Origin of the sequence: Actinomyces israelii DSM 43320, assembly GCF_000711965.1 — a bacterium.
Lineage (GTDB): Bacteria > Actinomycetota > Actinomycetes > Actinomycetales > Actinomycetaceae > Actinomyces > Actinomyces israelii.
In genome coordinates, this window is sequence record NZ_JONS01000005.1 from 86473 (window position 1) to 112879 (window position 26407).

At 69.5% G+C, this 26407-nt stretch carries 23 protein-coding genes; 7 read left to right on the top strand and 16 right to left on the bottom strand.

Going from position 1 to position 26407, the window contains the following annotated elements:
• Window positions 1-281 precede the first annotated feature (281 nt).
• The 4 genes from O145_RS03725 (at window position 282) to O145_RS03740 (ending at window position 4182) form a co-directional block, all read left to right on the top strand.
• Window positions 282-1106 (top strand): LppM family (lipo)protein, encoded by an 825-nt coding sequence (locus O145_RS03725; RefSeq protein WP_156966590.1) that lies wholly within the window; start codon window positions 282-284, stop codon window positions 1104-1106.
• Window positions 1107-1243: 137 nt separating this feature from the next.
• A complete protein-coding gene (locus O145_RS03730) occupies window positions 1244-2089 on the top strand; it encodes an LppM family (lipo)protein (protein ID WP_043559925.1) in 846 nt (281 codons plus the stop codon).
• A gap of 147 nt (window positions 2090-2236) precedes the next feature.
• Window positions 2237-3205: an LppM family (lipo)protein gene (locus O145_RS03735; RefSeq protein WP_156966591.1), complete on the top strand. Its 969-nt coding sequence runs from the start codon at window positions 2237-2239 to the stop codon at window positions 3203-3205.
• A gap of 227 nt (window positions 3206-3432) precedes the next feature.
• On the top strand, window positions 3433-4182 hold the full coding sequence (locus O145_RS03740; RefSeq protein WP_229118329.1) for a DUF5129 domain-containing protein: 750 nt from the start codon (window positions 3433-3435) through the stop codon (window positions 4180-4182).
• A gap of 174 nt (window positions 4183-4356) precedes the next feature.
• Here the strand turns inward: O145_RS03740 and O145_RS03745 are convergent, their stop codons facing one another.
• The 3 genes from O145_RS03745 to fbaA all read right to left on the bottom strand — a co-directional run bounded on the left by O145_RS03745 (window position 4357) and on the right by fbaA (window position 7428).
• On the bottom strand, window positions 4357-5643 hold the full coding sequence (locus tag O145_RS03745) for an adenylosuccinate synthase (RefSeq protein WP_043559927.1): 1287 nt from the start codon (window positions 5641-5643) through the stop codon (window positions 4357-4359).
• 426 nt (window positions 5644-6069) lie between these two features.
• Window positions 6070-6297 carry a hypothetical protein gene (locus O145_RS03750; RefSeq protein ID WP_043559928.1) on the bottom strand — a complete coding sequence of 76 codons (228 nt, stop codon included), beginning with the start codon at window positions 6295-6297 and terminating at the stop codon, window positions 6070-6072.
• Between the two features lie 78 nt (window positions 6298-6375).
• Window positions 6376-7428 (bottom strand): class II fructose-bisphosphate aldolase, encoded by a 1053-nt coding sequence (gene fbaA, locus O145_RS03755; protein WP_043559930.1) that lies wholly within the window; start codon window positions 7426-7428, stop codon window positions 6376-6378.
• A 242-nt stretch (window positions 7429-7670) separates the two neighbouring features.
• Here fbaA and O145_RS03760 point away from each other — a divergent pair, with 242 nt between their 5' ends.
• The gene (locus tag O145_RS03760) at window positions 7671-8123 is read left to right on the top strand and encodes an Hsp20/alpha crystallin family protein (protein WP_084682355.1); all 453 of its coding nucleotides are present in this window, start codon (window positions 7671-7673) and stop codon (window positions 8121-8123) included.
• Window positions 8124-8313: 190 nt separating this feature from the next.
• Here O145_RS03760 and O145_RS03765 read toward each other — a convergent pair whose 3' ends face one another.
• The 6 genes from O145_RS03765 to O145_RS17030 form a co-directional block, all read right to left on the bottom strand.
• Window positions 8314-9060 (bottom strand): TrmH family RNA methyltransferase, encoded by a 747-nt coding sequence (locus O145_RS03765; RefSeq protein ID WP_156966594.1) that lies wholly within the window; start codon window positions 9058-9060, stop codon window positions 8314-8316.
• Between the two features lie 934 nt (window positions 9061-9994).
• Entirely contained in the window at window positions 9995-10816 is an 822-nt protein-coding gene (locus O145_RS03770) for a carbohydrate ABC transporter permease (protein WP_043559933.1), read from the bottom strand.
• The gene (locus tag O145_RS03775) at window positions 10813-11721 is read right to left on the bottom strand and encodes a carbohydrate ABC transporter permease (protein WP_043559935.1); all 909 of its coding nucleotides are present in this window, start codon (window positions 11719-11721) and stop codon (window positions 10813-10815) included. The genes O145_RS03770 and O145_RS03775 overlap by 4 nt, the downstream gene beginning before the upstream one ends.
• Before the next feature lie 2 nt (window positions 11722-11723).
• On the bottom strand, window positions 11724-13073 hold the full coding sequence (locus tag O145_RS03780; RefSeq protein WP_229118330.1) for an ABC transporter substrate-binding protein: 1350 nt from the start codon (window positions 13071-13073) through the stop codon (window positions 11724-11726).
• An 11-nt stretch (window positions 13074-13084) separates the two neighbouring features.
• Window positions 13085-14869: a glycoside hydrolase family 36 protein gene (locus O145_RS03785; protein ID WP_229118331.1), complete on the bottom strand. Its 1785-nt coding sequence runs from the start codon at window positions 14867-14869 to the stop codon at window positions 13085-13087.
• A 24-nt stretch (window positions 14870-14893) separates the two neighbouring features.
• Window positions 14894-15202, bottom strand: coding sequence for a hypothetical protein (locus tag O145_RS17030; protein ID WP_156966592.1), 309 nt, complete (start codon window positions 15200-15202; stop codon window positions 14894-14896).
• 200 nt (window positions 15203-15402) lie between these two features.
• On the opposite strand from O145_RS17030, the gene O145_RS03795 reads away from it, so the two are divergent.
• Both O145_RS03795 and O145_RS03800 read left to right on the top strand, forming a co-directional pair.
• Entirely contained in the window at window positions 15403-16665 is a 1263-nt protein-coding gene (locus O145_RS03795; protein WP_052374632.1) for a LamG domain-containing protein, read from the top strand.
• Between the two features lie 860 nt (window positions 16666-17525).
• A complete protein-coding gene (locus tag O145_RS03800) occupies window positions 17526-18506 on the top strand; it encodes a LacI family DNA-binding transcriptional regulator (RefSeq protein ID WP_043559937.1) in 981 nt (326 codons plus the stop codon).
• Window positions 18507-18650: 144 nt separating this feature from the next.
• Here the strand turns inward: O145_RS03800 and pyrE are convergent, their stop codons facing one another.
• The 7 genes from pyrE to O145_RS03835 all read right to left on the bottom strand — a co-directional run bounded on the left by pyrE (window position 18651) and on the right by O145_RS03835 (window position 26401).
• Entirely contained in the window at window positions 18651-19220 is a 570-nt protein-coding gene (gene pyrE / locus O145_RS03805) for an orotate phosphoribosyltransferase (protein WP_043559939.1), read from the bottom strand.
• Between the two features lie 567 nt (window positions 19221-19787).
• Window positions 19788-20624, bottom strand: coding sequence for a TlpA family protein disulfide reductase (locus O145_RS03810; protein ID WP_084682349.1), 837 nt, complete (start codon window positions 20622-20624; stop codon window positions 19788-19790).
• Window positions 20617-21549: a c-type cytochrome biogenesis protein CcsB gene (gene ccsB / locus O145_RS03815; RefSeq protein ID WP_043559941.1), complete on the bottom strand. Its 933-nt coding sequence runs from the start codon at window positions 21547-21549 to the stop codon at window positions 20617-20619. The genes O145_RS03810 and ccsB overlap by 8 nt, the downstream gene beginning before the upstream one ends.
• Window positions 21542-23101 carry a cytochrome c biogenesis ResB family protein gene (locus O145_RS03820; protein WP_084682350.1) on the bottom strand — a complete coding sequence of 520 codons (1560 nt, stop codon included), beginning with the start codon at window positions 23099-23101 and terminating at the stop codon, window positions 21542-21544. Before O145_RS03820 ends, ccsB begins: the two co-directional genes overlap by 8 nt.
• Window positions 23102-23114: 13 nt before the next feature.
• Entirely contained in the window at window positions 23115-23804 is a 690-nt protein-coding gene (locus tag O145_RS03825) for a cytochrome c biogenesis CcdA family protein (RefSeq protein WP_043559943.1), read from the bottom strand.
• Between the two features lie 4 nt (window positions 23805-23808).
• Window positions 23809-24801 carry a tetratricopeptide repeat protein gene (locus O145_RS03830; protein WP_043559945.1) on the bottom strand — a complete coding sequence of 331 codons (993 nt, stop codon included), beginning with the start codon at window positions 24799-24801 and terminating at the stop codon, window positions 23809-23811.
• A 46-nt stretch (window positions 24802-24847) separates the two neighbouring features.
• On the bottom strand, window positions 24848-26401 hold the full coding sequence (locus tag O145_RS03835; RefSeq protein ID WP_043559947.1) for an ammonia-forming cytochrome c nitrite reductase subunit c552: 1554 nt from the start codon (window positions 26399-26401) through the stop codon (window positions 24848-24850).
• Between the last annotated feature and the right edge of the window lie 6 nt (window positions 26402-26407).

Here is a 26407-nt window from a genome sequence, read left to right on the forward strand (position 1 = left end):
ACGTCCTCCACGCTCTTCGTCGGATCAGCGCGACTTCGGCCGTCCCCGCGCTTGTCCGATGTCTACGACCAGTCTCTGCCCGCACCCAACCGCCAGTCAGGCCGCTGGCCCGATTCCTCCGCAGCCCCGGCCGCCGGTATCGAGCCCGGCCCCGCGCACCCCCTTGCCCGACCTCCGCGCCCGGAGGCCGGGCGTCTCTGTGGAGCATCAGGCCGGCCGCTCAAAATCCCGACCCGCGGCACGGGTGCATTAATTCTCCCTCATACCGTAGACTCACCGTCATGAGCAGTCTTGTCCGCACTCGCCTACATCTACATCGTTTCACAGCGGCGATGGGCGTCCTCGCCTTCATCCTCATCGGCACTGCCAGCGCCCCACCCGCCGCCGCTGCCCCCAGTCCGAGCGATGTGAAGATGACGGCCGCATACCAGATTGAAATCCATGAGAACGAGACGGTCGACGTGACCGTCACGATGGAGGTCGAGGGAAGCTCCCCCAGCTCTTACTGCACAAAAGACCTGACGGACTCGATGAAATTCGAGGATCAGCCCGACGTCACCGTCGACGTGGAGACCAAAGACAATCAGTGCATCATGACCTTTACCGGCATAAAGATCGCCAATATGAACGATGACGCCAGTATGAGCATCGAGCATAAGGACAATAAGTACTTTTTCTCGGCATCTGACTTTTTCGAGATAAAAGACATCGACTCGACCATGTCGGTCACCTTCCCCGGAAAAGTGACCAAGGCTGACGACAATGCGAAGGTCAGCGGAAACACCGCCACCTGGCCTGATCTCGACTCTCTCAAATCGATCAGCGCCGAAGGCAGGGACTCTAAGTCTTCAGGGCTGCTCTGGGACTCTTCGGACTCTTCCTGGACATGGATCATAGTCGGAGCTCTTGTCGTCATCGTCATCGGAGGCGGTATCGCGGCCGTCGTCGTGCTGTCCAACCGCAAGAAGAAGCGGCTCGGTGCGCCAGTCGACATCTACAGCCAGCCCCAGGTGCCCGGCCAGCCCGGCCAGCTCCAGGTGCCCGGCCAGCCCCAGGTGCCCGGCCAGCCCGGCCAGCAGTCGTACCACCCCAATCAACAGTACTGAACCTGCATTCTCTCAGCCTCGATAGGTCCGAGACCGGAACCGCACTTCCTCCCAGATGACAGGACAAACAGGAAAACGATCCCACCGCGTCGCCGGGATGGCGCATCTCGACCCTCCCGTCCAGTAGGCTCTCCTGCATGCGCGCCCCTCTCCGCACCAGGCTGCACCGACTCAGCGCAGCGACGGCCGCCCTTGCTCTCAGCATCATTGGCGTCACCAGCACACCTCCTGCCGCCACCGCCGCCCCCGAATCCAGGAGCGTCACGAGTTCCTTCGAGTTCGACATCCACGAGCAGGACACCTTCGACATGACGTTCACTATGAGGAATGCCGACACTCCCCCCAGTCTCTACTGCGATAAGGACCTGATAACCGTCGACGACTCGACCGCCGACGTCACCACGAGGGTCCAGGGGGATCAGTGCGTCCTGTCCATATTCGACACAAATATCGACGGCTCGAAGAATGGCGAAGGACTGAACATCAGGCACGAGGGCAGCACATACGTATTTGAAGCCTCCGACCTCTCCGGCATGAAGGGCATCGGCGCGACCATCAAGGTCGCCTTCCCCGGCAAAGTCATAAGCAGCGACGAGCACGCCCAAGCGGACGGGAACAAGGTCACCTGGTCCGACATCGACACTCTCAGCTCGCTCAGGGCAGAGGGTGAGGACTCAGCAGGAAATCCAGCCCCAGACAAAGACAAGAGCAACGGGGGCTCCATCGGAGACAGAAGCTCCCAGCGCCTGTTCTGGGCATGGATCATCGCGGGCGGCGTCGCTGCTCTCGTCACCGGCGGTGTCATTGCGCTCATCGTTCTCAACCGCAGGAGAACACACTCCGACGCCACCGCACCGGTGAGCGCCCGCGACCTGTCTCGAACACCCGCCCAGCCGGGCTACACCCAGAGCGGCTATGGCTACACCCAGCCCGGGCCGGGTCAGCCGGGCCAGCAACCGTACAATCCCAGCACCCGACACTGATTCGTGGTCTGCATCACGTTCGTTCAGCCTCGGCACCGGCAACCGGGCGAACGACGGTGGCGAAGTCGCCGCGGGAACGCCGAGTCGCGCGCCTACGGCGCCACATACCGCACACGTCCAGCCGTCACTTCCGTAGACTATGGGACCATGCACTTCCCCCACGTTCTTCGCCGGCTCGCCGCAGCCGTGGTCGTTCCAGCCCTCGCCCTCATCGGCGTCATCGGCATCTCGCCCACCGCTGCCGCCTCCTCGGACTCGCTCACTGTCTCGATCGAGATCATCAAAGAGAACAACATCAAAGTGAAGATCGCATTCTCGAGCAGCTCTATCAGTCGCTCATCATGCGAAGATGCCAGTTCCTTAGACAGCCTCGACTCTGACGTCAAGGAAAAGCTCAAGACGGACTACGACTCCAAGAGCGACACATGCACGGTCACCGCCAATAACATATCCATGTCGCAGTACAACAGGCACTTCCCTGGAGAGATCGACCACGAGGGCAAGGAGTTCACCTACACGAGCAGCGACTCAGCCTTCTCGTATTACGATAGCGCAGAGGTATCGGTGACCTTCCCGGGCAAGGTCTCATCTGTCTCCGGCGACGGCAAGAAGTCCGGGAACACCGCCACGTGGAAGCAGGCCGACAAGGAGAAGAAAGACCTCAAAGCCACTGGGGCCGACCACAGCACGCCCTACCTCGCCATTGCCCTTGTCGTTCTGGTGCTCCTCGCAACTGCCGGCGGGATCTCCTACTACGTCCTCGTCGTGCAGAAGAAGAAGCAGGCGGTCTACCCCGGCGCCCCCATGGCGAACCCCGGCATGGCCCCGGGCTACAACCCTCAGGCCGGCCAGCCCGGCTACCCTCAGCCCGGCCAGCCGGACTACACCCAGGGCGGCTACGCCCAGCCGGGCTACACTCCTCAGCCCGGCCAGCCCGGCTATCCCCAGCCCGGCCAGCCGGACTACACCCAGGGCGGCTACGCCCAGCCCGGCCAGCCCGGCTACGCCCAGCCCGGCCAGCCCGGCTACGCTCCTCAGCCCGGCCAGCCCGGCTATCCCCAGCCCGGTCAGCCGGGCCAGGGCCAGCAGCCCTACTACCCCAACGGTCAGTACTGAGCCCCCGAGCCAGACGATTGGCTCTGGGCGGCGGGGTCCTCGGCGGACGCCGGGCTCTGCGAACCGATCTCGGTGCGGAACTCGATCGATCTCGGCGGGCGAAGGGGGCCGCGCGAGGGCGGAGGGCTGCGGGGTGGGGCGGGCTGGGCGCTCGACTCCCCGGGGCGCTGGAAGGCCGACTCCTCAGGTCCGAGCGCCGCGTACGGGGACCGGCATAAACTGCGGGCATGAGATCCCATGCCAGATCGACCCGCACCGCTCTTACACTGATCGTACTATGCGCGCTCGCTCTGGTCGGCATCGCGCCCACCTCCGCAGCCGACATGCTCAATCCGCAGCTGAAGGCGAACTACGAGTTCACGATCCGTGGTGAGGACGAGGTGGACCTCACCCTGATTATGACCGCTTCCGGCCTGCCGGGCGAGGCATTCTCCCAGTTCTGCAGGAAGGAGAACTTCCCCACCATCGAGGGTCCGAACCCGGCCACCGTCGAGCAGATAGAGCAGGACGGAGAGCCTGCATGCAAGATATCAACCACGAACATCCCGCCCGAGGGCACCTCCAGCATCTCCTGGTCAATATCCCACGAGAACGGCAAATTCATCTTCTCGGCGACGACGAAGGCCGATCTCGATGACGCCACCATGACCGTGAACTTCCCCGGCAAGGCCGTGAAAGCCAGCGAGGGCGGTAAGACCGACGGAAACAGTGCGACCTGGACCGGACTCAGCACCGGCACATCGGTGACGGCCACGGGCAAGGACTCCCCGAGCCAACCCTGGATATGGGTCGCCGTCGGCGCCATTGCCGTTCTCGTCATCGGAGGCGGCATTGCGCTCGTCGTCGTGCTGCGCGTCCGCAGGAATAAGCGGGCCAACCTCGCACGGCTGGCCCCGCCGCCCGGCCAGCAGCCGGCCCCGCTCAACCAGCAGCTGGCCCCGCCGCCCGGCCAGCAGCCGGGATCCTTCACCGGTTAGAGCCGAGCGCGCGGCTGCTGGACCACCAGCGGCCCCGGCCCGCCGGCCCTATGCTGCGGCGGCCCGTCACCCGGAAGGCGGCGGGTCGCCGCATCATTCCCCGTCCGGGCCCTGCTCAGCTCGCGTCGGCCCCGGCGGTTCCAGCCACCGGCAGCCCCCGGCGTCGGGAACGGATCAGCCGAGCAGCGCGTGACGTGTAATGGTGGCCTCGCGCCCCGGCCCCACGCCGACAGCGGCCACCCGCGTGCGGGCGAGCTCCTCGACGCGCAGCACATAGTCCCGGGCGGCGCGCGGCAGGTCGGCGAAGGCGCGCACCCCGGTGATGTCCTCGCTCCAGCCGGGCATCTCCTCGTAGACCGGCACCGCGTGGTGGAAGCCGGTCTGGGTCAGCGGCATCTCGTCGGTGCGCTCGCCGTCGACGTCGTAGGCCACGCACACCGGAATGGTCTCGTGCCCGGTCAGCACGTCCAGCTTGGTCATCACCAGGTCGGTGAGCCCGTTGACACGCGCCGCGTAGCGGGTGACGACGGCGTCGTGCCAGCCGCAGCGGCGCGGCCGCCCGGTGGTCACCCCGTACTCCCCGCCCTCGGTGCGCAGGCGCTCGCCCATGTCGTCGTGCAGCTCGGTGGGGAATGGACCCTCCCCCACACGGGTGGTGTAGGCCTTGACGACGCCGACGACGGAGTCGATGCGGGTCGGCCCCACGCCCGTGCCGGTGCAGGCGCCGCCGGCAGTGGGGCTGGAGGAGGTGACGAAAGGGTAGGTGCCGTGGTCGATGTCGAGCATGGTGGCCTGACCCGCCTCGAACAGGACGGTCCTGCCGGCGTCGAGGGCCTCATTGAGAACCAGGGAGCAGTCCACGACCATGGGGCGCACACGGTCGGCGTAGGTCAGGAGATCGTCGGCGACCTCGTCGGGGTCGATGGCCGGGCGGTTGAAGACCTTGAGGAACAGGCCGTTCTTCTGGTCCAGCGCGGAGCGGACCTTCTGGCGCAGGATCGACTCGTCGAAAAGGTCCTGGACGCGCAAACCCACGCGGTTCATCTTGTCCGCATAGGTCGGTCCGATGCCCCGCCCCGTGGTGCCCAGGTGACGAGCGCCGAGGAAGCGCTCGGTGGTGCGGTCCAGCACCCGGTTGTATGAGGGGATGAGGTGGGCCGAGGCGGAGACGCGCAGGGCCGAGGCGTCCTTGCCGCGCGCCTCGATCTCGGCGATCTCGTTGAAGAGCACCTCGAGGTCCACCACGACGCCGTTGCCGATCATGGGCGTGACGCCAGGCGTGAGCACGCCCGCAGGCAGAAGGTGCAGGGCGAAGGCCTCGCCGTCGACGACGACGGTGTGGCCGGCGTTGTTGCCGCCGTTGAACTTGACGACGTAGTCGACGTCCTGGCCGAGCTGGTCGGTCGCCTTGCCCTTTCCCTCGTCCCCCCACTGAGTCCCGACGACGACAACAGCTGGCATGGGCTTCTCCCCTGTTCGTGACGGTGGCGCACAAGCGTCTGCGCCGATCGCCAGCCTACCTGAGTGGCAGCGTCGGCAGGCCGCGGTCGGGGCCGTTGGGAGGGCCGCGGTTGAGGTTTCACACGGGGGGAGGAAGCCTTCGTGAGACGCTCCGGGCGGGCGGCGGGTCCCAACGTCAACGGAGGTTCGTCACGTGAACGTACCTTTCCATCCTTCTGGGGGTAGACCTCAGAAGGACGGGAGAAAGGCACGTTCACGTCCCGACGCACTCCGGCCTGCTCCGCGCGGGCGCCCGAGCACTGCACCCGATCGCAGTCCCGGCACCCGCCCCGGCCGACTGAGGCGGGCACCCCGAACCGATCTCGACGCGGAACTCGACCGATCTCGACGGGCGCCCGCCGGCTCGCCGCCACCCCTCCGCAGACTTCAACCGCCCGGCAGAGCCGCCGGCCACGGCCGCCGCTCGGTCCACACCAGCCGGTGCAGCTCGATGCCGCTCGCGCTCAGCACCGTCCGGCGTCGGAACAAGTTGATCGCCCGCAGCGCCGCGGGAATCGCTAGGGTGATCACGACCACCCAGAATGCGCCCCGGCTGTCCCGGCGCGCCGTGCTGTCCCATGCCTCGCCTCCGATCATGCCTGTCGAGATAGACATTTTCGGACGAGATAGACGGCGACACCGCCTATCTCGTCCGAAAATGTCTATCTCGACGCGGGCAGCGCCCGGCCGGTCTCAGCGCTTGGCGGAGCCGACGGAGCCGAGACGCTCGCAGGCCTCGACCACGCGGGCGGCCATGCCGTTCTCAGCGGCCTTGCCCCACGAGCGGGGGTCGTAGACCTTCTTGTTGCCGACCTCGCCGTCGATCTTGAGGACGCCGTCGTAGTTCTTGAACATGTGGTCGGCGACCGGACGCGTGAAGGCGTACTGGGTGTCGGTGTCCACGTTCATCTTGATGACGCCGTTGCGCACGGCCGTGGCGATCTCCTCGGCTGTGGAGCCGGAGCCGCCGTGCATGACCAGGTCGAAGGGGGAGCCCTTGTCCCCGACCTTGGTCTTCAGGCGGTCGCCGAGGCGCCTCGCGACGTCGTCCTGGATCTCGCCGAGGAGCTCGGGGCGGAGCTTGACGTGGCCGGGCTTGTAGGCGCCGTGCACGTTGCCGAAGGTCAGCGCCGTGGTGTAACGGCCGTTCTCGCCCAGACCGAGGGCCTCGACGGCGGCCCACGCGTCGTCGGCCGTGGTGTAGAGGCTGGCGTTCTCCTCGCCCTTGATGCCATCCTCCTCGCCGCCGACGGCGCCGATCTCGATCTCCAGGATGGTGTTGGCCTTCTTGCTCATGGCGAGCAGCTCGACGGCGATCTTGATGTTGTCCTCGAGGCTCTCGGCGGAGCCGTCCCACATGTGAGACTGGAAGGCGGTCGGCTCGCCGCGCTTGGCCTGCTCGATCTCGATCTCGAGGAGGGGCCTGAGCCAGACGTCGACCAGCTTGCGCGGGCAGTGGTCGGTGTGGAGGGCGACGACGCCCACCGGGTAGAGGTCGGCAACCGCGTTGGCGTAGGCGGACAGGGCGAGGGAGCCCTTGACGCGGTCGGCGCGCGAGGAGCCGGACCAGTACGCGGCGCCGCCGTTGGAGACCTGGATGATGCCGTCGGACTCGGCGTCGGCGAAGCCCTTGAGAGCGGCGGAGAGAGTCTGCGACGAGGTGACGTTGATCGCGGGGATGGCGTACTTGCCGGCCTTCGCGCGGTCAATCATGTCGGCGTACGACTCCGGGGTTGCAATAGCCACTGTGTGCCTCCTGATAGTCAGTGAATGGGCAGTGGTGTGCCACTGATTCTTCCACGGATCAGGGCGGCCGTGTAGCGGATCATGGTCCCGGATCGGCCGCGCGCGGCCGATCGCGCTCCTCCCTGAGCGATACTGCTTAGCACTCTCGCATCGAGAGTGCCAGAATGGAGCCACCCGGAGGGAACGCGGGAAGCGCCCTTCCGGAGCTGTGCCGGACAGTCCGGCACAGCGACCGCATGGAGATGGTTGACATGGCGACAGCAGCATCGTTTGATCCGTTCCGCGACCTGGACCGCCTGCTGACGGGCGGCATGGTCCGCACCCCCGCGTCCGTGGGAATGCCCCTCGACCTGTACAGGAAGGGCGAGTCCTTCGTCGCCCGCATCGACCTGCCGGGGGTTGACCCCTCGACGATCGATGTCGACGTCGAGGACCGCACCCTCACCGTCCGCGCCGAGCGTCCGGCCCAGGACGCCGAGGGCATCCAGTGGCTCGCCCACGAGCGCCCGTCCGGGACCTTCGCCCGGCAGCTCACCCTGGGCTACGGGCTCGCGCTGGACCAGATCTCGGCCCGGTACACCGACGGCGTTCTCACGCTGACGATCCCGGTTGCCGAGGAGGCCAAGCCTCGCAAGATCGAGGTCACGCACGCCTCGTCCTCGCACCCCGTGATCGAGGGCGCCGACGAGTCCTGACGCCGGCCGGCGCCTCTGGCGCCCAGCATTGCTCGGCGCCCGCCCCGCGCGGGCCGGGCCCCACCCGAGGGGCCCGGCCCGCGCGACCGCGTTCCGAGCGGCGCGGCAGCACCCTGGACCTGCGGTCGCAGGTCCGTCCTTCGGCCACGGGCCCCGCGGCGGTCAAGGTAGACCGCGGGAGTCTCAGGCCTCAGTCCGGGGCGGGGCCGGCGTGCTGGAGGATCCAGGCGTGCATGGCGACGGCGGCGGCCGCGGCCACGTTGATGGAGCGCGTCGAGCCGTACTGGCCAATGCGCAGCAGGCGGGAGCACCGCGCCAGCAGCTCGGGGCTGATTCCCTCGCCCTCGGAGCCGAAGATCATGAGGCAGCGCTGGGGCAGGGCCTCGCCCTCCAGCCGCCGCGAGCCGGGGCCGTTGTCGACGGCGACCGCCTCATAGTCCGCCTCGGTGGCCCAGGCGAGCAGCTCGGCGGGCTCGGGATGGTGGCGCACGTCGAGGTAGCGGTTGGTGACCATGGCGCCGCGCCTGTTCCACCGACGCCGGCCCACGATGTGGACGCCGGCGACGTTGAAGGCGTTGGCGGTGCGCACGATCGAGCCGATGTTGAGGTCCTGGCTCACGTTCTCGACGGCCACGTGCAGCAGGTGCGCGCGGGCGGCGAGGTCGGCGCGGATCGCCTCGACGCTCCAGTAGCGATAGCGGTCGACGACGTTGCGCCGGTCGCCCGAGGCGAGCAGCTCGCGGTCGTAGCGCGGATCGGCCGGCCAGGCCGCACGCCCGCCCGGCCAGGGCCCCACCCCGACCTCGCGGCGGTCGGCCGGGGCGTCTTCGTCCAGCGGAGCGGGCCGAGGCCGACGGCTGGCCCGCCACTCGCCCTCAGGCGGGTCGGACGTCTCCACCGGCTCGCTGTCGGCAGACCCCTGAGCAGCTGGGCGCATGTCGTGATCCATGGCGGCATTGTCCCGCCCCGCCCGCCCCTCTCGCCGAGATCAGTTGTGAGCCAATCGTCGATCCGCTCGGGCGGGACGGCCGCCGGGCGATGGCGACCTGACGGCTGTGTTCTCAGCGTTCCATCTGCGCTCGGAGCGGGGTCGAGGCGCAGTTGCACATGGGAGGAAGCGACTTCAGAGACAGGACGCTAATTTTCGTTGAGATTCTGCGCTTTTTTCGACGTCGTCAAAGCTCGTTGACACGCTCCCACGTGCGCGTAGGGGGTCTGCGCACATGGGAGCGGTGCTTCGCTCACCACCGATACTTCGTTTCCGCATGATTCCGCGCTTCCAGCTGGAGCGGGTAGCAATCGAATGTGCAACTCCCGCCCGCATGTACGAGCCGAGGCCGACTCGGCGAGGCCTCGCGACGCTCCAGGCCATCGACCTGCAGGAAGTTCCTGCGGGGTCCGGCCTCTATGCCGTGAGCTCACGCGAAGGATGCCCGGCGGTAGAGCAGCGCGATGTTCTTAAGCGTCGCCCGATCGGGCTCCGCATCACAGGCGTACGTGCCCGCGTCAGGATCGAAGGCATGTTGTGCAGCGGCTCTCACCTCATAAGGGTCCTGCCCCCGGTCACCAGCCGGCGCGTCGACACGTGCAACTCGTCACCGAGGGCTGCCGGCTCCACCGCAGCGAGGCTGCGGGCACCGCGGAGTGACTTGGAGAAGGCTGAGGCGGAATGCCCGCAGCCTGAACCACGTCTTCCCGCGTGCGGCTTCCACGTCGAACTCACCGTCGCTGGCGCCCTCGCGGAGCGAGGGACCGCCAGCGCGGCCTCCACGTATCGGGCCCGCCAGACGAGGGCCGGCCTGGGGTCGGCCAGTCGGACCCGCCTGGCCGGCGTCGTCGGCCCAACCCCAACGCCCCAGCCCCAACCGCCCCTACTTCACGGCCCCGGAGGTGATGCCCGAGATGATCTGCCGCTGGAAGACGGTGAAGAGCACGACCAGCGGGGCGCTCATGAGGAGGATGTAGGTGAAGATGAGATGCCAGTTGTTCAGGTGCACCCCTGCGCTCGCCACCGCGAAGAGGTTGAGCGGCAGGGTGTCCATGTGCCCGCCCACCACGAAGAAGGCGTAGAAGACGTCGTTCCACACGTACAGGCTGATGAGAATGGTCGCCGTGGCCAGCACCGGGCGCAGCAGCGGCAGGATAATGGTGAGGAAGACCCGCAGCGGCCCCGCGCCGTCGATGCGCGCCGCCTCCTCCAGCGAGACCGGGACCGTGCGCACGAAGCCCGTCACGAAGAAGATGACGGTGGACAGATACATCCCCACGTAGGCACAGATCATGCCCACGGCGGTCCCCGCCAGGCCCAGCTGGCGCAGCAGGAGCACCAGGGTCACCACGGCCGGCGGCAGGATGATCCCGCAGATGCCGACGGCGTAGACCACGGCCGCCGCCCTCCCCGAGCGGCGCGCCAGCACCCAGGCGGCCATGGAACCCAGGACGAGCACGAGGGCTACGGAGGGGACCAGGAGCAGCAGGCTGCCGATGAAGGCGGCTCCGACGCGGGCACGGGAGACCACCTCGGCCGTATTGGCCCCCAGCTGCCAGTGCGAGGGCAGGGACAAATCCGGGCTGAGGGCCTCGGCCTGCGACTTGCCGGCGGTGACCAGGACCGTCCACAGCGGCACTCCCACCAGGACGGCTGCCAGCAGCACCGCGACGACCGGCTGGATTCCACGCTTGAGGCGGTTCATGCCATGTTCCTCTCTCGACGCCGGAGCATCCCGATGACGGGGAAGGCCAGCAGGACCACGGCCAGGAAGAGCACGAGGCTCATGGTCGTGGCCTGGGCGTACAGGCCCTGGCCGAAGGTGCGGAAGATGTACAGGTTGAGCAGCTCGGTGGAGCCCCCGGGCCCGCCCCCGGTGGTGGCCTGGACGATGTCGAAGGAGTTCATCGAGCCCAGGAGGGCCGTGGCCACATTGAAGGTGACGGCCGGGGCGATCAGCGGGATCCGGATCCGGGTGAGGGTCTGCCAGCGCGAGGCCCCGTCGATGCGGGCGGCCTCCAGGACCTGGTGGTCAATGGTCTTGAGTCCCGCCAGGTAGACGAGCATGGACATGCCCATCCACTTCCAGGCGTGGATGATGATGACGACCAGCAGGGTCCAGCGCGTGGAGCCCAGCCAGGCGATGCTCACCGGCCCGCCCGTCAGCAGACCCAGGAGCTGGTTCACTCCGCCGTCGGGCTTGAGGAGGGCCTGGAAGACGTAGCCGACCGCCAGGGCCGACATAATGACCGGGATGAAGAAGACCACCCGGACGACCTTGTTGACGGCCGTGTCCCGCTCCAGGAGGAGGGCGAGCCCCAGCCCGAAGAGGTTCTGGACGACCGCCACCCCGCCGGCGTACAGGAGGGTGATCACCAGGGACCGGCGCAGGTCGCCGGAGGAGGCCAGCTGGGCGAAGTTGCTCCACCCCGTGGGCTGGATCGAGGACTTGAAGCTGGACCAGTCCGTGAAGGCGTAGACGAAGTTGTACAGCGTGGGGGTCAGGAAGAACACCGCGAGCACGGCGAACGCCGGGACGACGAAGGCCCAGGGGTGGGCGGCGCCCGAACCGCGGACGCCGCGCCGCGACCCGCCTCGTGCGGCCGCCATGCTCAGAAGCCCTTCGCGCCGATGGCCTTGGCGAGCTGGACGAACTGCGCCTGCGTCTCCTGCCCCACCTGGGCGGGCGTCTTGGTCCCGGCGATCATGTCGCCCAGGTTCTTGGCCAGGTCCGGGTTGGCAATGGCCAGGGACTGCATGGAGCCCACGGAGGAGGCCAGGGTCTTGTTGGACTCCACCAGGGCCGCGGGAGCCGTGGCGGGGGTGTCAACCCCCGAGATGATCGAGACCGTGTTCTGCTCCTTGATGAAGTCGGCGTAGCCCTCGGAGAGCCAGTAGGTCAGGAGCTGGCGGGCGGCGGTCTCGCGCGAGGAGTCGCCGGTGGCGAAGACGACGACGGCGTTGGTCTGGTCGGGGATGGACGTCGCCAGGGCACCCTTCTTGGAGATCGGGAAGAAGCCGATGGTGGAGTCCAGGGTGCTCGCGTCCGCCTGGGCGGCCATATTGGCCAGGAGGCTGGTGACCTGGATGGCCATGGCGGCCTTGCCGTCCAGGAGGGCTTTGGCCTGCTGGTCGAAGGTGGCGGTCTTGATGTCCTCGTTGAACAGGCCCTCGCCGATCATGGAGCTGTAGGCGTCAATGGCGCCCTGGATGTCCGTGCCCGTGAAGGCGTCCTCGTTGGCGTTGACCCTGTCCCACAGGCCGTCCTTGGCGGCGTCGGCCAGCTGGACCTGGACGGCCCACTGGGAGGCCCACCACTCGCCTCCCATCTCGTAGAAGGGGGTGACGCCCTTGCCCTTGAGGGAGCGCGCCGCGGTGAGGAGCTCCTCGAAGCTCTTGGGGATCGTGACGCCGTTGGCCTCGAAGACCTTCTTGTTGTACCACACTCCCATGACGGAGGGGGCGGAGATGAAGGCGGCGTAGCGGGTGCCCTCCAGCGTGCCGCCGGCGTCCAGGACGCTGGCGTCGGTGGCGGCCTCCCAGGGGGCGCCGTCCAGGGGCAGGAGACGCTCCTTGGCGCCCAGGCTCAGCAGCTGGGAGGCGGTGGGCTGCCACATGGCCAGGTCCGGGAGGTCACCGGTGGCGACCTTGGTCTGGACGCCCTGCTCGTAGGGGTCGGGGATGGTGACGATCGAGACCCTCGCGTCGGTGGCCTCCTCGAAGGCCTTGACCACGGTGGCGGGGATCTTGGCGGAGGACTGGGCCGCCCAGAAGGTCAGCTCGACGCCGTCGAGCCCGTCCGTGGCCGCCGGCCAGGAGGCCGGGGCGCCCTGGCCCGCGGCGCCGCTGCCAGGGTCGGAGCAGGCGGCGAGCGCGATGGCGCCGACGAGCGAGGCGGCCATGGCCAGGGAGGCGCGCCGGGTCACGGGCGCGGTCAGCGGGTTGAGGGGGCTGCGGTTCATGGGTTCTCCGTTCATGCGGCGTCATTGACGCAGTGGTGGGACCGGACCAGGTAGGCCCGGGCGAGGGGTGTGGCCGCGCCGGTCAGGCGCAGCCCGTGCGGACCGGGCTCGGCGCGCAGGCCGGGCTCGGGGACGAGGTCACGGGGCGGGTAGATCTGCTCGACGCCGCAGTCCGCCAGCGCGGGCAGGAGGATCTCGGGCGCACCGGAGCCCAGGCCGGGCCGGTGCCACACCAGGAGGATCCCCTCGCGGGAGTGCGGGGAGGCGGCGCGGGCGGCCACCACCCAGGGGTCGTTCCAGCCGGCGACGTCGGCGGGCCACCAGGGCGCGTCCCGGCACAGGTGTGTGCGCAGGGCCTTGGCCAGGTCGGCGGCGGCGCGCACCAGGGCGATCTGGTGGTCGCTCATCCGGTCCAGGTGCCCCGAGAGGTAGACGGAGCCGGCCAGGGAGGTGACCAGGGTGTAGACGATCTCCTCGTCGCTCATCCCCGGCTGCGGGTACCCCCAGCTGGCGGCCTGCTCGGGCAGGACCGTCAGGGGGGCGTTGGCGGCGATGGGCGGGTAGCGCAGGGGGTCCTGGAGGTCTGAGGTGGACTGGAGGCGGGCGGCGGCCAGAAGCGCGTAGTCGGTGGTCATGCCGCCGGAGGCGCAGTTCTCAACCACCAGGCCCGGGTGGCGCCGCCCCAGGGCGGCGAGCCACCCGGCCCACGCCCGGGAGTGCTCCAGGAGGGCGTCGCCGGCCGAGTCGGCACCGGCGTCGGGCCCGGCGCCCGCGGAGTAGTTGTCGTCCACCTTGAGGTAGCCGATGCCGTAGCCGACCATCCGGTCCACGACGGCGTCGAGGTGCTCGCGCGCGGCCGGGTGACGCATGTCCAGGCGCAGGCGGCCCTGCTCGATGAGGAGGCTGCCGCCGCGGCGCATGAAGGCTTCAGCGGGAAGGCTGCGGGCCAAGGGGCTGCGCGCCCCGACGGCGAGGGGCTCGATCCACAGCCCGGGGGACATCCCCTCCGCGCGGATGAGGTCCAGAGTGGCTCCAAGCCCCTCGGGGAAGCGGCGAGCGGAGGGCTCCCAGGCGCCGACGGCGTCCCACCAGGCCCCGTCCTCCTCGTCGGAGTGCCAGCCGTCGTCGATGCAGTAGACCTCGGCGCCGGCGCGGGCGGCCGCGGGCACGAGGGTGGCCAGGCGCTCCGCCGTCGGGTCGGCCATGAGGGTGTTCATGTAGTCGTTGAAGACGACGGGGGCCGGGTCGGTGGTGGGCGCCGTGCGCTCACGCAGGGCCCGGCGGTAGGCCGTGAGCTCGACGGCGGCCCCCTGCCAGCCGCCGTCGGACAGGACGAGGGCCGCGGTGGGGGTGGCCGCCTCCTGGCCGGGGTGCAGGACGCGCATCCAGCCGTGCTGAAGGTCGGTGGGGCCGCAGACCACCAGGCCCAGGACGCCGCCGCGGCGGGAGACCTCCACCGTCCAGGCGCCGTTGTGCTCCACCTGCCAGGCGAGGGCCTGGCCGCCGGCCGGGTCGGTGAGGATGCCGACGGGCTCCCAGCGGCTGGAGGACCACCCGGACTCCGCGCTCAGGCGCAGGGTGTCGCGGGGGGACTGGCCGTGGACGGCGGTCCCGACGTCGACCAGCTCCTCCCCCAGGCGCTGGTGGCGCCAGCGCTGCTCGGCCATCCAGGCCGAGGGCGCGGTCATGAGGTCGAGGTCGTCCAGGGGCGCGCCGGGCAGGACGGTGGCGGACAGGATGCTGAGGGCGGTCAGGTGCAGGGGCGCGGCGCCGTCGTTGCGCACTCGCGTGCGCACCCGCAGGGAGGCGGGGGTGGGGCGTCACAGGTCGGTCAGGGCGACCAGGCCGGTGGTCTCGTCGCGCTGGGTGAGCAGGTGGTGCGGCCAGGGCCCCTCCTTCTCCTCCAGGGTGACAGGCCGCAGGGCGGCCCCCTGCGCGGTGCGGGTCAGGCGGTGATCCACGAAGGCCCGTCCGGTCTCCACAGTCAGGCACTCCACCAGGGGGAGGGCCGGGACGTGGGCCGGGCTGCCGCCGACCGCGAGCGCCGCGGGCCGGCCGGGCTGGATGCGCAGGCGCGCCATGCCCAGGTCGCGGACGGGCACCGCTGCCGGTGCAGTCAGTGCGGTCATCGCAGTCATCAGAACCTCCAGACGAGGCGGCCCGCATCGGCCCCCTCTCAGACTGCGCCCACCGTAGGAAGGGTCGCATTCGCCTGTCCACGAGCTGTGAAACATCCGTTTCACAAGATTCTGCGGGGATCTTCCCGCTGTCTCCGTCGAGGTCTACCGTGCGTTGAGGACCCTCCGAGTCGTGCGAAGGAGCATGAACGATGACCCCGATGACCCCGGTGACCCCGGTGACCTCGATGACACTGAGCCGACGTCGCGCCGTCCTGTCCGCGGCGGTCCTGACCGGGCTCCCCCTTCTGGGCCCGCCCGCCCCGGCCCGCGCAGAGGGAACGGACATCAACCTGAAGGAGTGGACGCTCATCGACTCCCTCAGCGACGGCTTCGACGCCCCTCTGGACTCCGCCCGCTGGCACCGCGGCCTGTGGTACCCGACCTCTGGGGTCGGGGCCTTCCGCGACGAGAACGCGGAGGTCTCCGACGGCGTCCTGCGCCTGTGGGCCAGGGCCGAGGGATCCGGGGGCGGGGGCGGCGCCAGCCACACCTTCGGGGCTGTGGAATCCGTCTTCGACACCCCCGGCGTGTGCAGCTACGTGGAGGTCCGCGCCAGGGCCCTGCCCTCAGCCGCCCGCGTGCTCTCCGCCGTCTGGCTCCAGTCCTCCACCCTCAGCGGCGAGAACGCCCTGGCCGCCGACCCGAACCCGGAGATCGACGTCCAGGAGACCTTCGACTTCCACGCCATGACCTCGGCCACGCACATCTGGCCGGGCGGCAACGACGCCGGCCACCGATCCTTCGGCGGGCACACCTACCCGACGGCCGATGACGTCTCCTCGGACTACCACTTCTACGGCGTCGAGCGCCGGGAGGGCGAGGTGCTCATCTACTGGGACCGTCATCTCGCCTGGCGCCTGCCCGCCCCCGACCCTTCCCTGTGGCGCATGTCCCGGCACGTGGTCCTCAGCCTGGAGGGGCACCTGGGCAGGGTCCAGGACTCCGCCCTGCCGGCCTCCTTCGACATCGACTACGTCCGCACCTACTACCGGACCCCCGCCCGGGTGCAGCCGGACGGAGACGTCCGCGTCCTCGACCCCGAGGGCCGGGCGCTGACCCTGGGCTCTGCGGGCGTCGTGCTCAGCGCCTCCACCGGTGAGGACACTCGCTGGCGCCTGCGCCGCCAGGACGATCTCACCTATGTGCTCGCTTCGCCGTCGGGGGCCGTGCTGGGCGCCGAGTCCGCCACCGGCTATGCGGGCGGGGGCCTGGTGGCCTCCCCCGGGGCGGGTACCGGGACGGACACCGCGGGCAGCCGGTACCGGTGGCACGTCCTGCCGGTGGAGGACGGAGTGAGGATCCGCTCCAAGCTCAGCGGCCTTGCCCTGTCCTCCGGAGGCGGACAGCTGGTCACCGGGGAGGAGGAGCAGGCGACGACGTGGCGGATCGAGTCCCCCGCCTCCACCCAGTAGGGACCCCGCCGCCCCCTCTCATCGAGATCGGTTCAGTTCCGGCTCGAGATCGGTTCAGAGCACCAGACGCCTCATGAGCCCCTTTGGCCACAGCAACCTCGTCGCGGGCCGCCTCAACACATCGCGGCCGAGAAGCACCCTACGCCCTCTTCACCCCCGGCACTCCGCGAGTGCCGCACAAAATACCGGAATACTGCGGCGGTGCACGGCCGGGTCTCGGGACCGGGTGTCCGCCAGAATGACATTGGACCCCTCGGACGCCCTTCCCCTCGAAGACATCCCTGCAATGACGCGGTTCCCCACCGGCGCCTCAGCAGCCCGAGCAGCCAATGTCATTCTGACGGACAGCTGCGCACTCCGACAGGCCCAACACATCATCATCCGGCCGACCCGGCCCATCCTCTGGACCGCGAGAAGAACCATGACGCCCGAGCCCCCCAGCGGCCAACCCGCATCCCCGCCCCGCACCACTGCCAGAGCGACAACGAACCGATCTCGAGCCGGAACCGAACCGATCTCGACGTGGGAAATCACGACCGGCTCTCACCCCAGGTCCAGCCAGCTGAGTCCCAGCAGACAGCGACGCTCGGCCTCGCCCGCCGAGCTCCGCCAAGCCGACGACGCACTAGGTCACCGGGCCTGACAAGACCCACAGGCGCACCGGCCGCAACCGGCCGGGCGGTTACAACCCGCGCCGAGCAAAGCGGCCTCCCGTCCCGCTACTCATGCGGGCCTCACAGCAGCATGACTCGAACTCGTGACCTCCAGCAGACGGGGACGGCCGCCCCCTCGCGTAGCCTGGTGGGGCGCCCGTTCCGCCTCGGGCGCCCCACCGGGGAACGACGTCGGAGAGGTGGCGCATGAACGAGACCAGGCGCCCGTGGTTCCCGCCCCGGCTCGCCGACGTCGCCGCCCGCGCCGCGACATCCAAGGCGACCGCATCACGCGCCCTGAGCAGAGACCAGCCGGCGGCCTCCCCCACCACCAAGCGGGTGCGACGGGCCGCCCGCGACCTGGGATATCGCCCCGCCACCGACCGCGCCCACCTCCTGGTCCTCTCCACGGACATCAGCCGCACCGGCTACTGGGCGACCGTGTCGGGGGTGCTAGCCGCCTCCGACGAGTTCGGCGTGGACCTGTCCGTCCACGGCCTGAGCGGCGGCCCGCAGCGGCGGCGCGAGATCCTCTCCCGCGCCCTGGACGGACGCGTGGACGGCGTCGTCCTCCTGGAGTTCGACTCCCTGAGCGTGGCGACCCTGGAAGACCTGCCCGTGGACCTGCCGGTGGCGATCGCCGGAGGCCGCCCGGACCCCGAACAAGAGGAGCCGCCCCGGGCCTGGACGGACGACTACGCCGGCGCCATGACCGCGACCCGGCACCTGTGCGACCTGGGCCACGAGCAGCTGGCCTATGTGGGCGTACCGAGTGCTGGCCACCCGGATCCGCGCCTGGCCGGCTGGCGCGAGGTCCTGGCCCAACGCCACCTGCGCGGCGGCGAGCCCCTGGCCCTCGGCTGGTCGGTGGAGACGGGGCTGCGAGCCGCCGCGACCGTGCGGGCCTCAGGGGCGACGGCGGTCCTGTGCGGCAACGACGACCTGGCGATCGGGCTGGTCGCGGGGCTCGCGCGCGAAGGCGCCCGGGTGCCGCAGGACGTCTCCGTGGTGGGCGTGGATGATCACCCCCACGCTCCCGGCATGATCCCGGCCCTGACGACCGTGCGCCTGGACTTCGCGGCCGTGGGCGAGGCCGCGGCCCGCCTGGCCCTGGGGGTGGAGGCGGGGCCCGTCGTCGAGGTCCCCACGCAGCTGGTGGTCCGCGACTCCACGGCGCCGCCTCCGTGAGTCCGACGACGCCGGGGGTCCAAGCGAGACGATGAACGGAGGCCGCTTGGTGCACACGTGAACCGATCTCGAGCCGGAACTCGACCGATCTCGGTGCGGGATACTACCGATCTCGGCGAAAAGACGGCAGGCGGGTCGGGCGGGTCAGCCCAGACCGAGGTCGGCCAGGCCGAGCGCGGCGTAATAGGGCAGGCCCTGGGCCTCAATGCGCTCGCGCGCGCCAGTGTCGCGGTCCACGACGACGGCCACGGCCAGCACGTTCGCGCCGGCCTCGCGCAGCGCGTCGACGGCCTCCAGCGGGGAGCCGCCGGTGGTGGAGGTGTCCTCCAGGACCACCACCCTGCGACCGGTGACCTCGGGCCCCTCGATGCGGCGCCTCATGCCGTGGTCCTTGGCGGCCTTGCGCACGACGAATGCGTCCAGGTCCAGTCCGCGCGAGGCGGCGGCGTGAAGCATGGCGGTGGCCACAGGGTCGGCCCCCATGGTCAGGCCCCCGACGGCGTCGACGTCGTCCGTGCTCAGACCCGCCTCCTCCAGCATGTCGAGCATGACGTGGCCGATGAGGGGCGCGGCATCGTGGTGCAGGGTCGCCCGGCGCATATCGACGTAGAAGTCGGACTCGGCACCGGAGGCGAGGGTGACCCGGCCGCGCACGACGGCGAGGCTGGTGACGAGCTGGGCTAGACGGGCGCGCTGGGAGTCATTCGTTGTCACCCCACCAGGCTAGATGATTGATTCCGGCGGGGCGCAGGACGAGTCGGGCGTCTGAGTGCTCGCCTCTGCGCCCCCCCGGCAGACCCCGGCGCCCCCTTTCGTCAAGATCGGTCGTACTACGCGCCGAGATCGGTTCGAGGCGCCCGCCCGGGCGACATCGGACGTCAACGTCCTGAGGGAAAAGGTGGCTCCTACGCACTTTTAACGCCGAACCCCGCCCCGCCTGTGCTGCAGAACCGCGGAATCACACCGATCCACACCGCGCCCGAGACCGCCGACCACCTTAAAAGTGCGTAGGAGCCACCTTTTCCCACCGCGACGTCCAAGGCGCGACCTGGCGGGCGAGGGCACGACCCCGTGCAGGACCCGGCCGGGCGAGTGGAGTCTGCCGGCCTGTCGGGGCTCTGGGGTCTTCGAGGAGACCGCTCTTGACGGAGAAGTGCGCAACGGGTGTCCCGGACCGATCTCGACGCGGAACCCGACCGATCTCGGTGCGAGGCTGAACCGATCTCGGCAAAAGGAAAGGGGACGGGCAGAGGACGGGGGACGGGCGGCTCGCCGATGGACTCAGCCGGCCTTGACCGCCTCGATCGACTGATCCATCTGATCGGGGCCGAGCGGCCCGACGTGCACCTGCTGGACCACACCGTCGGCGTCAACGAAGAAGTGCGAGGGCACGCCCATAATCCCGTAGGACGCGGAGACGGTCTGGTCCTGGTCGGCGACCTGGGTGAAGTCGTTGCCGACGCGCTCGGAGTAGGAGCGGACCGCCGGAAGGCTCTCCCCGACGTAGACCACGACGACCTGGATGTCATCGCCGTGGGCGGCAGCAGCGGCCTGCACATCGGGCATCTCGGTGCGGCAGCCCGTGCACCAGGTGGCCATAAACACGAGCCACACCGGCTTGCCCCGCATCTGCGCCAGCGACACCCGGTGGCCCTCGATGTCGGCGCCCTCGAAGGCCGGGGCCGCGTCCCCCGCCACCGGTGCCTTCTGCACGCCTTCGACCTCCACCTGGGTGACGACGGCCGTCTCGGCCTGGGGGTCCTCGGCGGTGCTCGGCTTGACCACCCACCAAGCCGCAATGGCGATGGCGAAGGACGTCACCAGGACGACGGCGATCTGGCCGAAGCCGGAGCGGCGCAGGCGGGCCCGCCAAGCCGGCTCGTCGGCGGACGAGCGCTTCTCGTCCGACTCGTCCGACTCGTCGGACTCGGCGGAGCCGACGTCGGACTCGGCCAGCTCATCCGGCTCGGCCGGCTCGGCCAGCTCATCGGGCCTGACGTCAGACTCGGCCAGCTCATCCGGCTCGGCCGGCTCATCGGGCCCGTCGGCCCGTTCGTCAGACTCTGCGAGCTCGCCCGGCTCGTCGTCGTGCTCGGGCGGATCGGAACGATCAGGCATAGGAGTGCAGACCTCCGAAGAACAGGTTGCCCAGATAGGTGAAGATGACGGCGCAGAAGCCGAGGATGAGCAGCCACGCCGACTTCGATCCCCGCCAGCCGCGGGTCACCCGCGCGTGCAGGTATGCGCCGTAGATCAGCCAGGTGATCAGGGCCGCGGTCTCTTTCGGGTCCCAGCCCCAGTAGCGGCCCCACGCGACATTGGCCCAGATCGACCCCAGGATAAGCATGAGGGTCAGCATGGGGAAGGTAACCACCGTGGCCCTGTAGCCGAGGTCGTCGAGCACCTCCTCCCTGGGCCAGCCCTTCCACTTCACGTAGGGCGCGAGCAGGTACATGACCGCGGCCGCGAAGGAGACCACGGCCGCACCGTAGCCGATGGAGGCGGTGAGCACGTGCAGGGTGAGCAGCGGGGAGTTCTGCAGCGCCGGCATGAGCGGGCTCGGCCTGTAGGACAGGGTGGAGGCGTAGATGAGCATCGCCAGAATCACCGGCAGCACAATGACCGACATGGTGCGCACCCGGTAGCGCCACTCGAAGTACACCTGGGCGAGGATCATGCCCCAGGCGAAGGAGATTGCGAACTCGTAGTGGTTCGAGAAGGGCATGTGGCCGGTCGCGATCGTGCGGGTGATCAGCGACCCGGTCAGCAGCACCAGGCCCAGCTGCGTGGACTTGGCGGCCCACCAGGTGACGGTGAACCGCTTGATCGGGGCGTGACGGATCCCCCCGGTCACCGCCACGGTCCGGTCGCCGTCGCCGGTGTTGATGACCACCGTGCCGGCAGGCTCGGAGGCGGCGGTCGGGGCCGCCCTCGCCGCCCTCGCCGACATCCGGACCGCGAAGAAGGCGCCCAGGTAGGCGATGGTGGACAGGGCTACGAGTGTTGTGGTGATGAGCAGGAGGGCCTGGGAGTACTCAATCATCGGTGGTCGTCCTCTCGTGGGTGCGGACTGTGCCGCTCGTGCCGCTTGTGCCGGTCGCGTCGGTCGCGTCGGTCGCGTCGGTCGCGTCGGTAGTCTCGCCCGCGTCACTCATCTCTTTGCTGACGCGCACAGTCATGTCCGTGAAGAACCTGGTGAACCCGGAGTCCTGCCGGTCCGGCGAGGCCATCTGGACGAGAGCCCCGTCATCGGTCTCGGTCACTCGCACCCACAGCCGCCGGTGCCGGGCGAGCATCGTCATGCAGGTGCCGACGAACAGCAGGAGGAACCCGAACCACACGAGCCCGGTCCCCGGGTCCTTCTTGACGATCATTCCGGTGAACTGCTGCTCCCGCTCGAAGGTGAAGGTGTAGTCCCCCAGGGGCGTCGGGGTACCCGTGTCGAGCGTGGTCCTGTCAACGGGGTTGCTCGTGTCGCCCTCGTAGATCTCGATCCCCACCTGGCCGGGCTCGATGCCGGTGGCGGTCTGGCCGGAGGCCGATCCGACGACGACGAGGGTGTTGCCGTCGGGCAGGGTGGTGCGCCCGTAGATGAGCTTCTTGTCCTTGGTGGTCCGTTCCAGGGCGACGCCGTCGTGGAAGACCTCCGCCCCGGAGGAGTCGGTGATCCTCAGGACGGCGGCCACGCCGAAGTAGGCCTGGTGGAACATGACGCCGTCGTAGGACAGGGGGGAGTTGATCCGCACCTGGCGGCCGGCCACCTGGCGGTCACCGTCGTAGAGCACCAGATCGGAGACGTAGTCCTTGGGGGAGCCGTCGTCGTAGTAGGTGTCCTGGAACCCCTTGGCCTCGGCCACCAGGGTGGTGCCGTGGCCGACGTCCTTGGGGTAGCCGACGGTCAGGGTGAACTGCTGGTCGCGGAAACCGGTGAAGGAGGAGACGACGAAGCCGGCCATAATGATCACGAAGGCGGTGTGGGCGAAGATGGTGCCGAAGGGCCCCCAGGAGCAGCGGTCGATGTAGGCGCTGCGGCCGGGGCCGCTGCCGTCGATGATCACCCGCATGCGGTGCCCGCGGGCGTCGGCGCAGACGGTCTCGAAGGCCTTCTCGGCGCTGACCGGGGCGGTGAAGCGGGAGCGCAGCCGGGCGCGGTCGAAGAACCGGGCGGTCACCCTGACGCGCGGGTGGCGGGCGGCCCTCCAGATGATCGGCAGCCGGTGCACGGTGCACGCGATGATCGAGGCGGCGAGCAGCCCCATCACCATCAGGAACGGGATCGAGGTGAACATGGTGAAGACGCCGGCCCTGTGCAGGACGCCGGTCCAGCCGCCGTAGACCTGCCGGGCCTGCTCCAGCCACCGGGTGGTGGCCTCCGGGTCGCTTCTGACCTCGGCCGGCATCTGCGCGAAGAGCACGCCCAGGAGCGAGAGCAGTCCCGCCAGCAGGAGGAGGACCAGGCCGACGACCTTCTTGTAGAAGAAGGCGTAGATCTGCCCCAGGACCTGCCCCGGGGAGAGGGCGGCCGGGTCGTCCAGGCCGTCCACCGGAGCGGAGCTGTTCGTCCGGCTCTCCTTCGGGGTGATGTCCTCGCTCATCCGCTGCCTCTCCTCAGATCCCAAGCTCCGGGACCAGACCGGCCAGCTTGGCGAACAGGTTGGTGATCATGAGAAAGCCGACGGCCACCAGCAGGCTCCCGCTCGCCAGCGAGACGCCCACGTGGTGGCGCCGGAACCAGTCGAAGCGCCTGGTGACCTGCGCGGACCCGAGGGCGACGGCGACGATCGGCGCGCCCAGGCCCAGGCAGTAGGCGCTCATGAGGGAGACGCCCGACCAGGCCGTGGCGCTCATGGTCGCCAGGGCGAGGATGCCGCTGAGGATCGGCCCGATGCACGGGGTCCAGCCCGCGCCGAAGACGACGCCCATGAGGCCGGCGCGCAGCGGCGAGGCGCTCCCCCGCGGCATGGAGGCCCGCACCATGCCGTTGAGCGGGCCGATGCTCAGGACCCCCGCCACGTGCAGGCCCATGAACACCAGGACGGCCCCGCCGGCGATGCGGGCGTAGACCGCGTAGGGGCCGAGCGACCGCCCGACCAGGCCCAGCGACGCCCACAGCGCGATGAAGACCGCGGAGAACCCCGCGACGAAGCACAGCGCATTGCCCAGGGCCGCGCGCCCGCTCACCCGCCCGGCGCCCGTCCCCACGAGCTGGCCGACGAAGGCCGGGACGATGGGCAGGAAGCAGGGGGAGGCGAAGGAGACAAGTCCCGCGAGCAGGGCCACCGGAAGCGTGATCTCCATGCGGCTACCCTCCGGCCGACGGCGTCGCAGGTGCTGGCGTCGCCGTGGGGGAGGCGGTGGCAATGCGGCTCAGGTGGGTGCGCACGCCCGCCGCCAGCTCCGAGTCGGGGGAGATCTCGAGCACCTTGTTCCAGCACTCGACCGCGCGCCCGGTGTCCGGCGGCGTCTTGGCCATGTAGAGGAACCCCAGGTTGTACCAGGGCTCGGCGACACCGGGATCCACTTCGGCCGCGCGCCGCCAGTGCTTCTCCGCGGCGTCGTACTGGTTCGACCCGTACTCCGCGCTGCCGATCGCCAGGAGCGCGTCCAGGTTATTGGGGTCGATGTCGAGGACCTGCTGCAGCCAGGTGATGGAGTCCTGGTACAGGTCCGCCTTGAGGTACATGACGCCCAGCTCCTGGCGGGCCGTGATGTTCGTGGAGTCCGCCTCGGCCTCGGCCTTGAGCGAGGCCTCCTTGTCGGTGTCGACCGGCTCGGCCTGGTCCATCGCGGCCACGGCGGAGGGGTCCGCGCTGGCGCCGACCGCCGGATGGTTGGACGGCATGGTCATGGCCGACCCGTCCTGGCCCGCCTGCCCGATCAGCCCCATCTGCCGGACAATGATGACGACGGCGGCAGCCAGGAGCATGACCAGCACCAGGTTCACCCGGGAGACCCCGGTCCGCTGCTCCAGCTTCGACGCCGGGCGCGGGCGGTTCTTCGCAGTCCGGGGCGCCCGCGGGGCCGGCTCCTCGTCGTCCTCCCCCAGGATGTCCTCGACATCGGCTGCCCGCTCGTCGTCGGCGCCCTTCTGCCCGCCGTCGCCACTCTTGCCGCCGGGGCGCTTCGGCTTCCGCCCGGCCCCGGGGCCTGCGGGCCCCGCCTTCTCGGCCCCGTCGCTCTCGGCGCCCTCGAGCTGGGCCAGCTGCTCGCCGGCCCAGCCCTTGAGGTGCTCCGGAGCGGTGGCGAGGAAGGATGCCAGCTCCTCCCGGTCCACTCCGCCGCCTTCAGGCGTCATCGCCTCGCACCACTCCCCCGCATGTCTGCGATCCCATCAGCCGCAATCACTTCTTCCCGGTCGGCAGGTGCTGCTCCGGGACCGCCGGGGCGACGCCGTTGTCGACCTCGACCCCGCGCAGCGCCAGCTGGCCGGAGCGCGCCCAGTCGGTCGCCTGGTTGAGGATGGAGATCGAGTACGCCGGAGCGTGGAAGCCGCGCCCGTTCTCGGAGAAGGAGTAGTCGACGACGAACTGCGCCTTGCGCTGGTAGTCGCGCGCCGTCGCCAGCTGCGCCTCGGTGGCCGAGCCGTTGCCGGCGGCCGTGGTGATATCGGTGATCAGGGCGTCGAGGGCCGTGAAGCTCACGTTCAGCGAGCTCTGCCAGCGGGTCTGGATGCCCTCGACGCGCTCGCGCATCTCGGAGGCGCTCGAGTGGTGGCAGGTCAGGCAGGAGGAGTTGATCGTGTCCTCGTTCGCCATGGGGCTCATGATCTGGTGGTTCGAGACCTTCGACGCCCCCTCGCGGTTGTACGCCATGTGGCAGTCGGCGCAGGTGACGCCGTTGGCCGCGTGAATGCCCTGCGACCAGGTCTCGAAGTCGGGGTGCTGCGCCTTGAGAATCGAGGCGCCGCTCTCCTCGTGGGTGAAGTCGGTCCAGCCGACCTCGTCGTAGTAGTCCATCGCGTCGTAGACGGTCAGGCCCTTCTTCCACGGGAATGTCAGGGTCTTGCCCTCGCCGGCGAAGTAGTACTCGACGTGGCACTGCGCGCACACGTAGGTGCGCATCTCCTCATTGGTGGCGTCGCGGTTGACGTCGTAGTCGGTGATGCCCTCCGCGGCCTTGGCCTGCTTAATGCCCTCCATGAATGCCGGACGGGTGATCGTCAGCTCCATGGTCTTGGGATCGTGGCAGTCGATGCAGGCGATGGACGAGGAGGCGTGCTCGACCGCCTCGCCGTAGGACATCGCGTTCATGGCGTCGAACCCGGCCTTGCGGTCCCCGTTGCCGAGCTCGTCATAGACCTCGGGCATTGAGGCGTGGCAGTTCAGGCAGGTTCCGGGCTGCTTGAAGGGGGGCTTGGTCCGCTTGGTGTTCTTCTGGTCCTCCAGCGCCCACTCGTGCCCGCGGGGCTCGGTGTAGTCGACGGAGAACGCGTAGCCGCGCCACATCCGCTTGGCCCGAGTCTCCATGTCGATGCGGGAGAGCGTGTGGTACTCGCGAGGGTCCTCGGCGGTGGGGGTGACCTTGACGAAATCGCCGTCGGTGTCCTCGATGGTCTTCTTGTACTGCTCGTACTGGATGGGGAAGTTCTCGCCCCACACGGCCGGGTCGTAGGTCGTGTCGGTCAGCTGAACCACCTGGGCGAAGGGCCACTTCGCCTCCTGCTTGTGCTCGACGATCGTGGTCAGCAGCCAGGTCAGAGCCGCCGAGCCGACGGCGACGACGACAAGGACGGCGATCGGCACCCACCGCCTGCGCGGACCGGTCCAGGAGGTGCGCCTCCTGCGCTTCCCGCGGCGATCGGCGCGCGTATCGGCGTCGTCGTCGAAGTCCTCGACGTCGGCGGGCTTCTCCGCGTCGGTGACGGGCACCTCGGCGTCGTCGTTCTCGGTACTCATGTCGCA

What these genes read in the sequence shown, in the direction of transcription:
- O145_RS03725 (WP_156966590.1), top strand. Translation starts at nt 282, where the DNA reads ATGAGCAGTCTTGTCCGCACTCGCCTACATCTACATCGTTTCACAGCG.
- O145_RS03730 (WP_043559925.1), top strand. Translation starts at nt 1,244, where the DNA reads ATGCGCGCCCCTCTCCGCACCAGGCTGCACCGACTCAGCGCAGCGACG.
- O145_RS03735 (WP_156966591.1), top strand. Translation starts at nt 2,237, where the DNA reads ATGCACTTCCCCCACGTTCTTCGCCGGCTCGCCGCAGCCGTGGTCGTT.
- O145_RS03740 (WP_229118329.1), top strand. Translation starts at nt 3,433, where the DNA reads ATGAGATCCCATGCCAGATCGACCCGCACCGCTCTTACACTGATCGTA.
- O145_RS03745 (WP_043559927.1), bottom strand. Translation starts at nt 5,643, where the DNA reads ATGCCAGCTGTTGTCGTCGTCGGGACTCAGTGGGGGGACGAGGGAAAG.
- O145_RS03750 (WP_043559928.1), bottom strand. Translation starts at nt 6,297, where the DNA reads ATGTCTATCTCGACAGGCATGATCGGAGGCGAGGCATGGGACAGCACG.
- O145_RS03760 (WP_084682355.1), top strand. Translation starts at nt 7,671, where the DNA reads ATGGTTGACATGGCGACAGCAGCATCGTTTGATCCGTTCCGCGACCTG.
- O145_RS03765 (WP_156966594.1), bottom strand. Translation starts at nt 9,060, where the DNA reads ATGCGCCCAGCTGCTCAGGGGTCTGCCGACAGCGAGCCGGTGGAGACG.
- O145_RS03770 (WP_043559933.1), bottom strand. Translation starts at nt 10,816, where the DNA reads ATGAACCGCCTCAAGCGTGGAATCCAGCCGGTCGTCGCGGTGCTGCTG.
- O145_RS03775 (WP_043559935.1), bottom strand. Translation starts at nt 11,721, where the DNA reads ATGGCGGCCGCACGAGGCGGGTCGCGGCGCGGCGTCCGCGGTTCGGGC.
- O145_RS03780 (WP_229118330.1), bottom strand. Translation starts at nt 13,073, where the DNA reads ATGAACCGCAGCCCCCTCAACCCGCTGACCGCGCCCGTGACCCGGCGC.
- O145_RS17030 (WP_156966592.1), bottom strand. Translation starts at nt 15,202, where the DNA reads ATGACCGCACTGACTGCACCGGCAGCGGTGCCCGTCCGCGACCTGGGC.
- O145_RS03795 (WP_052374632.1), top strand. Translation starts at nt 15,403, where the DNA reads ATGACCCCGATGACCCCGGTGACCCCGGTGACCTCGATGACACTGAGC.
- O145_RS03800 (WP_043559937.1), top strand. Translation starts at nt 17,526, where the DNA reads ATGAACGAGACCAGGCGCCCGTGGTTCCCGCCCCGGCTCGCCGACGTC.
- O145_RS03810 (WP_084682349.1), bottom strand. Translation starts at nt 20,624, where the DNA reads ATGCCTGATCGTTCCGATCCGCCCGAGCACGACGACGAGCCGGGCGAG.
- ccsB (WP_043559941.1), bottom strand. Translation starts at nt 21,549, where the DNA reads ATGATTGAGTACTCCCAGGCCCTCCTGCTCATCACCACAACACTCGTA.
- O145_RS03820 (WP_084682350.1), bottom strand. Translation starts at nt 23,101, where the DNA reads ATGAGCGAGGACATCACCCCGAAGGAGAGCCGGACGAACAGCTCCGCT.
- O145_RS03825 (WP_043559943.1), bottom strand. Translation starts at nt 23,804, where the DNA reads ATGGAGATCACGCTTCCGGTGGCCCTGCTCGCGGGACTTGTCTCCTTC.
- O145_RS03830 (WP_043559945.1), bottom strand. Translation starts at nt 24,801, where the DNA reads ATGACGCCTGAAGGCGGCGGAGTGGACCGGGAGGAGCTGGCATCCTTC.
- O145_RS03835 (WP_043559947.1), bottom strand. Translation starts at nt 26,401, where the DNA reads ATGAGTACCGAGAACGACGACGCCGAGGTGCCCGTCACCGACGCGGAG.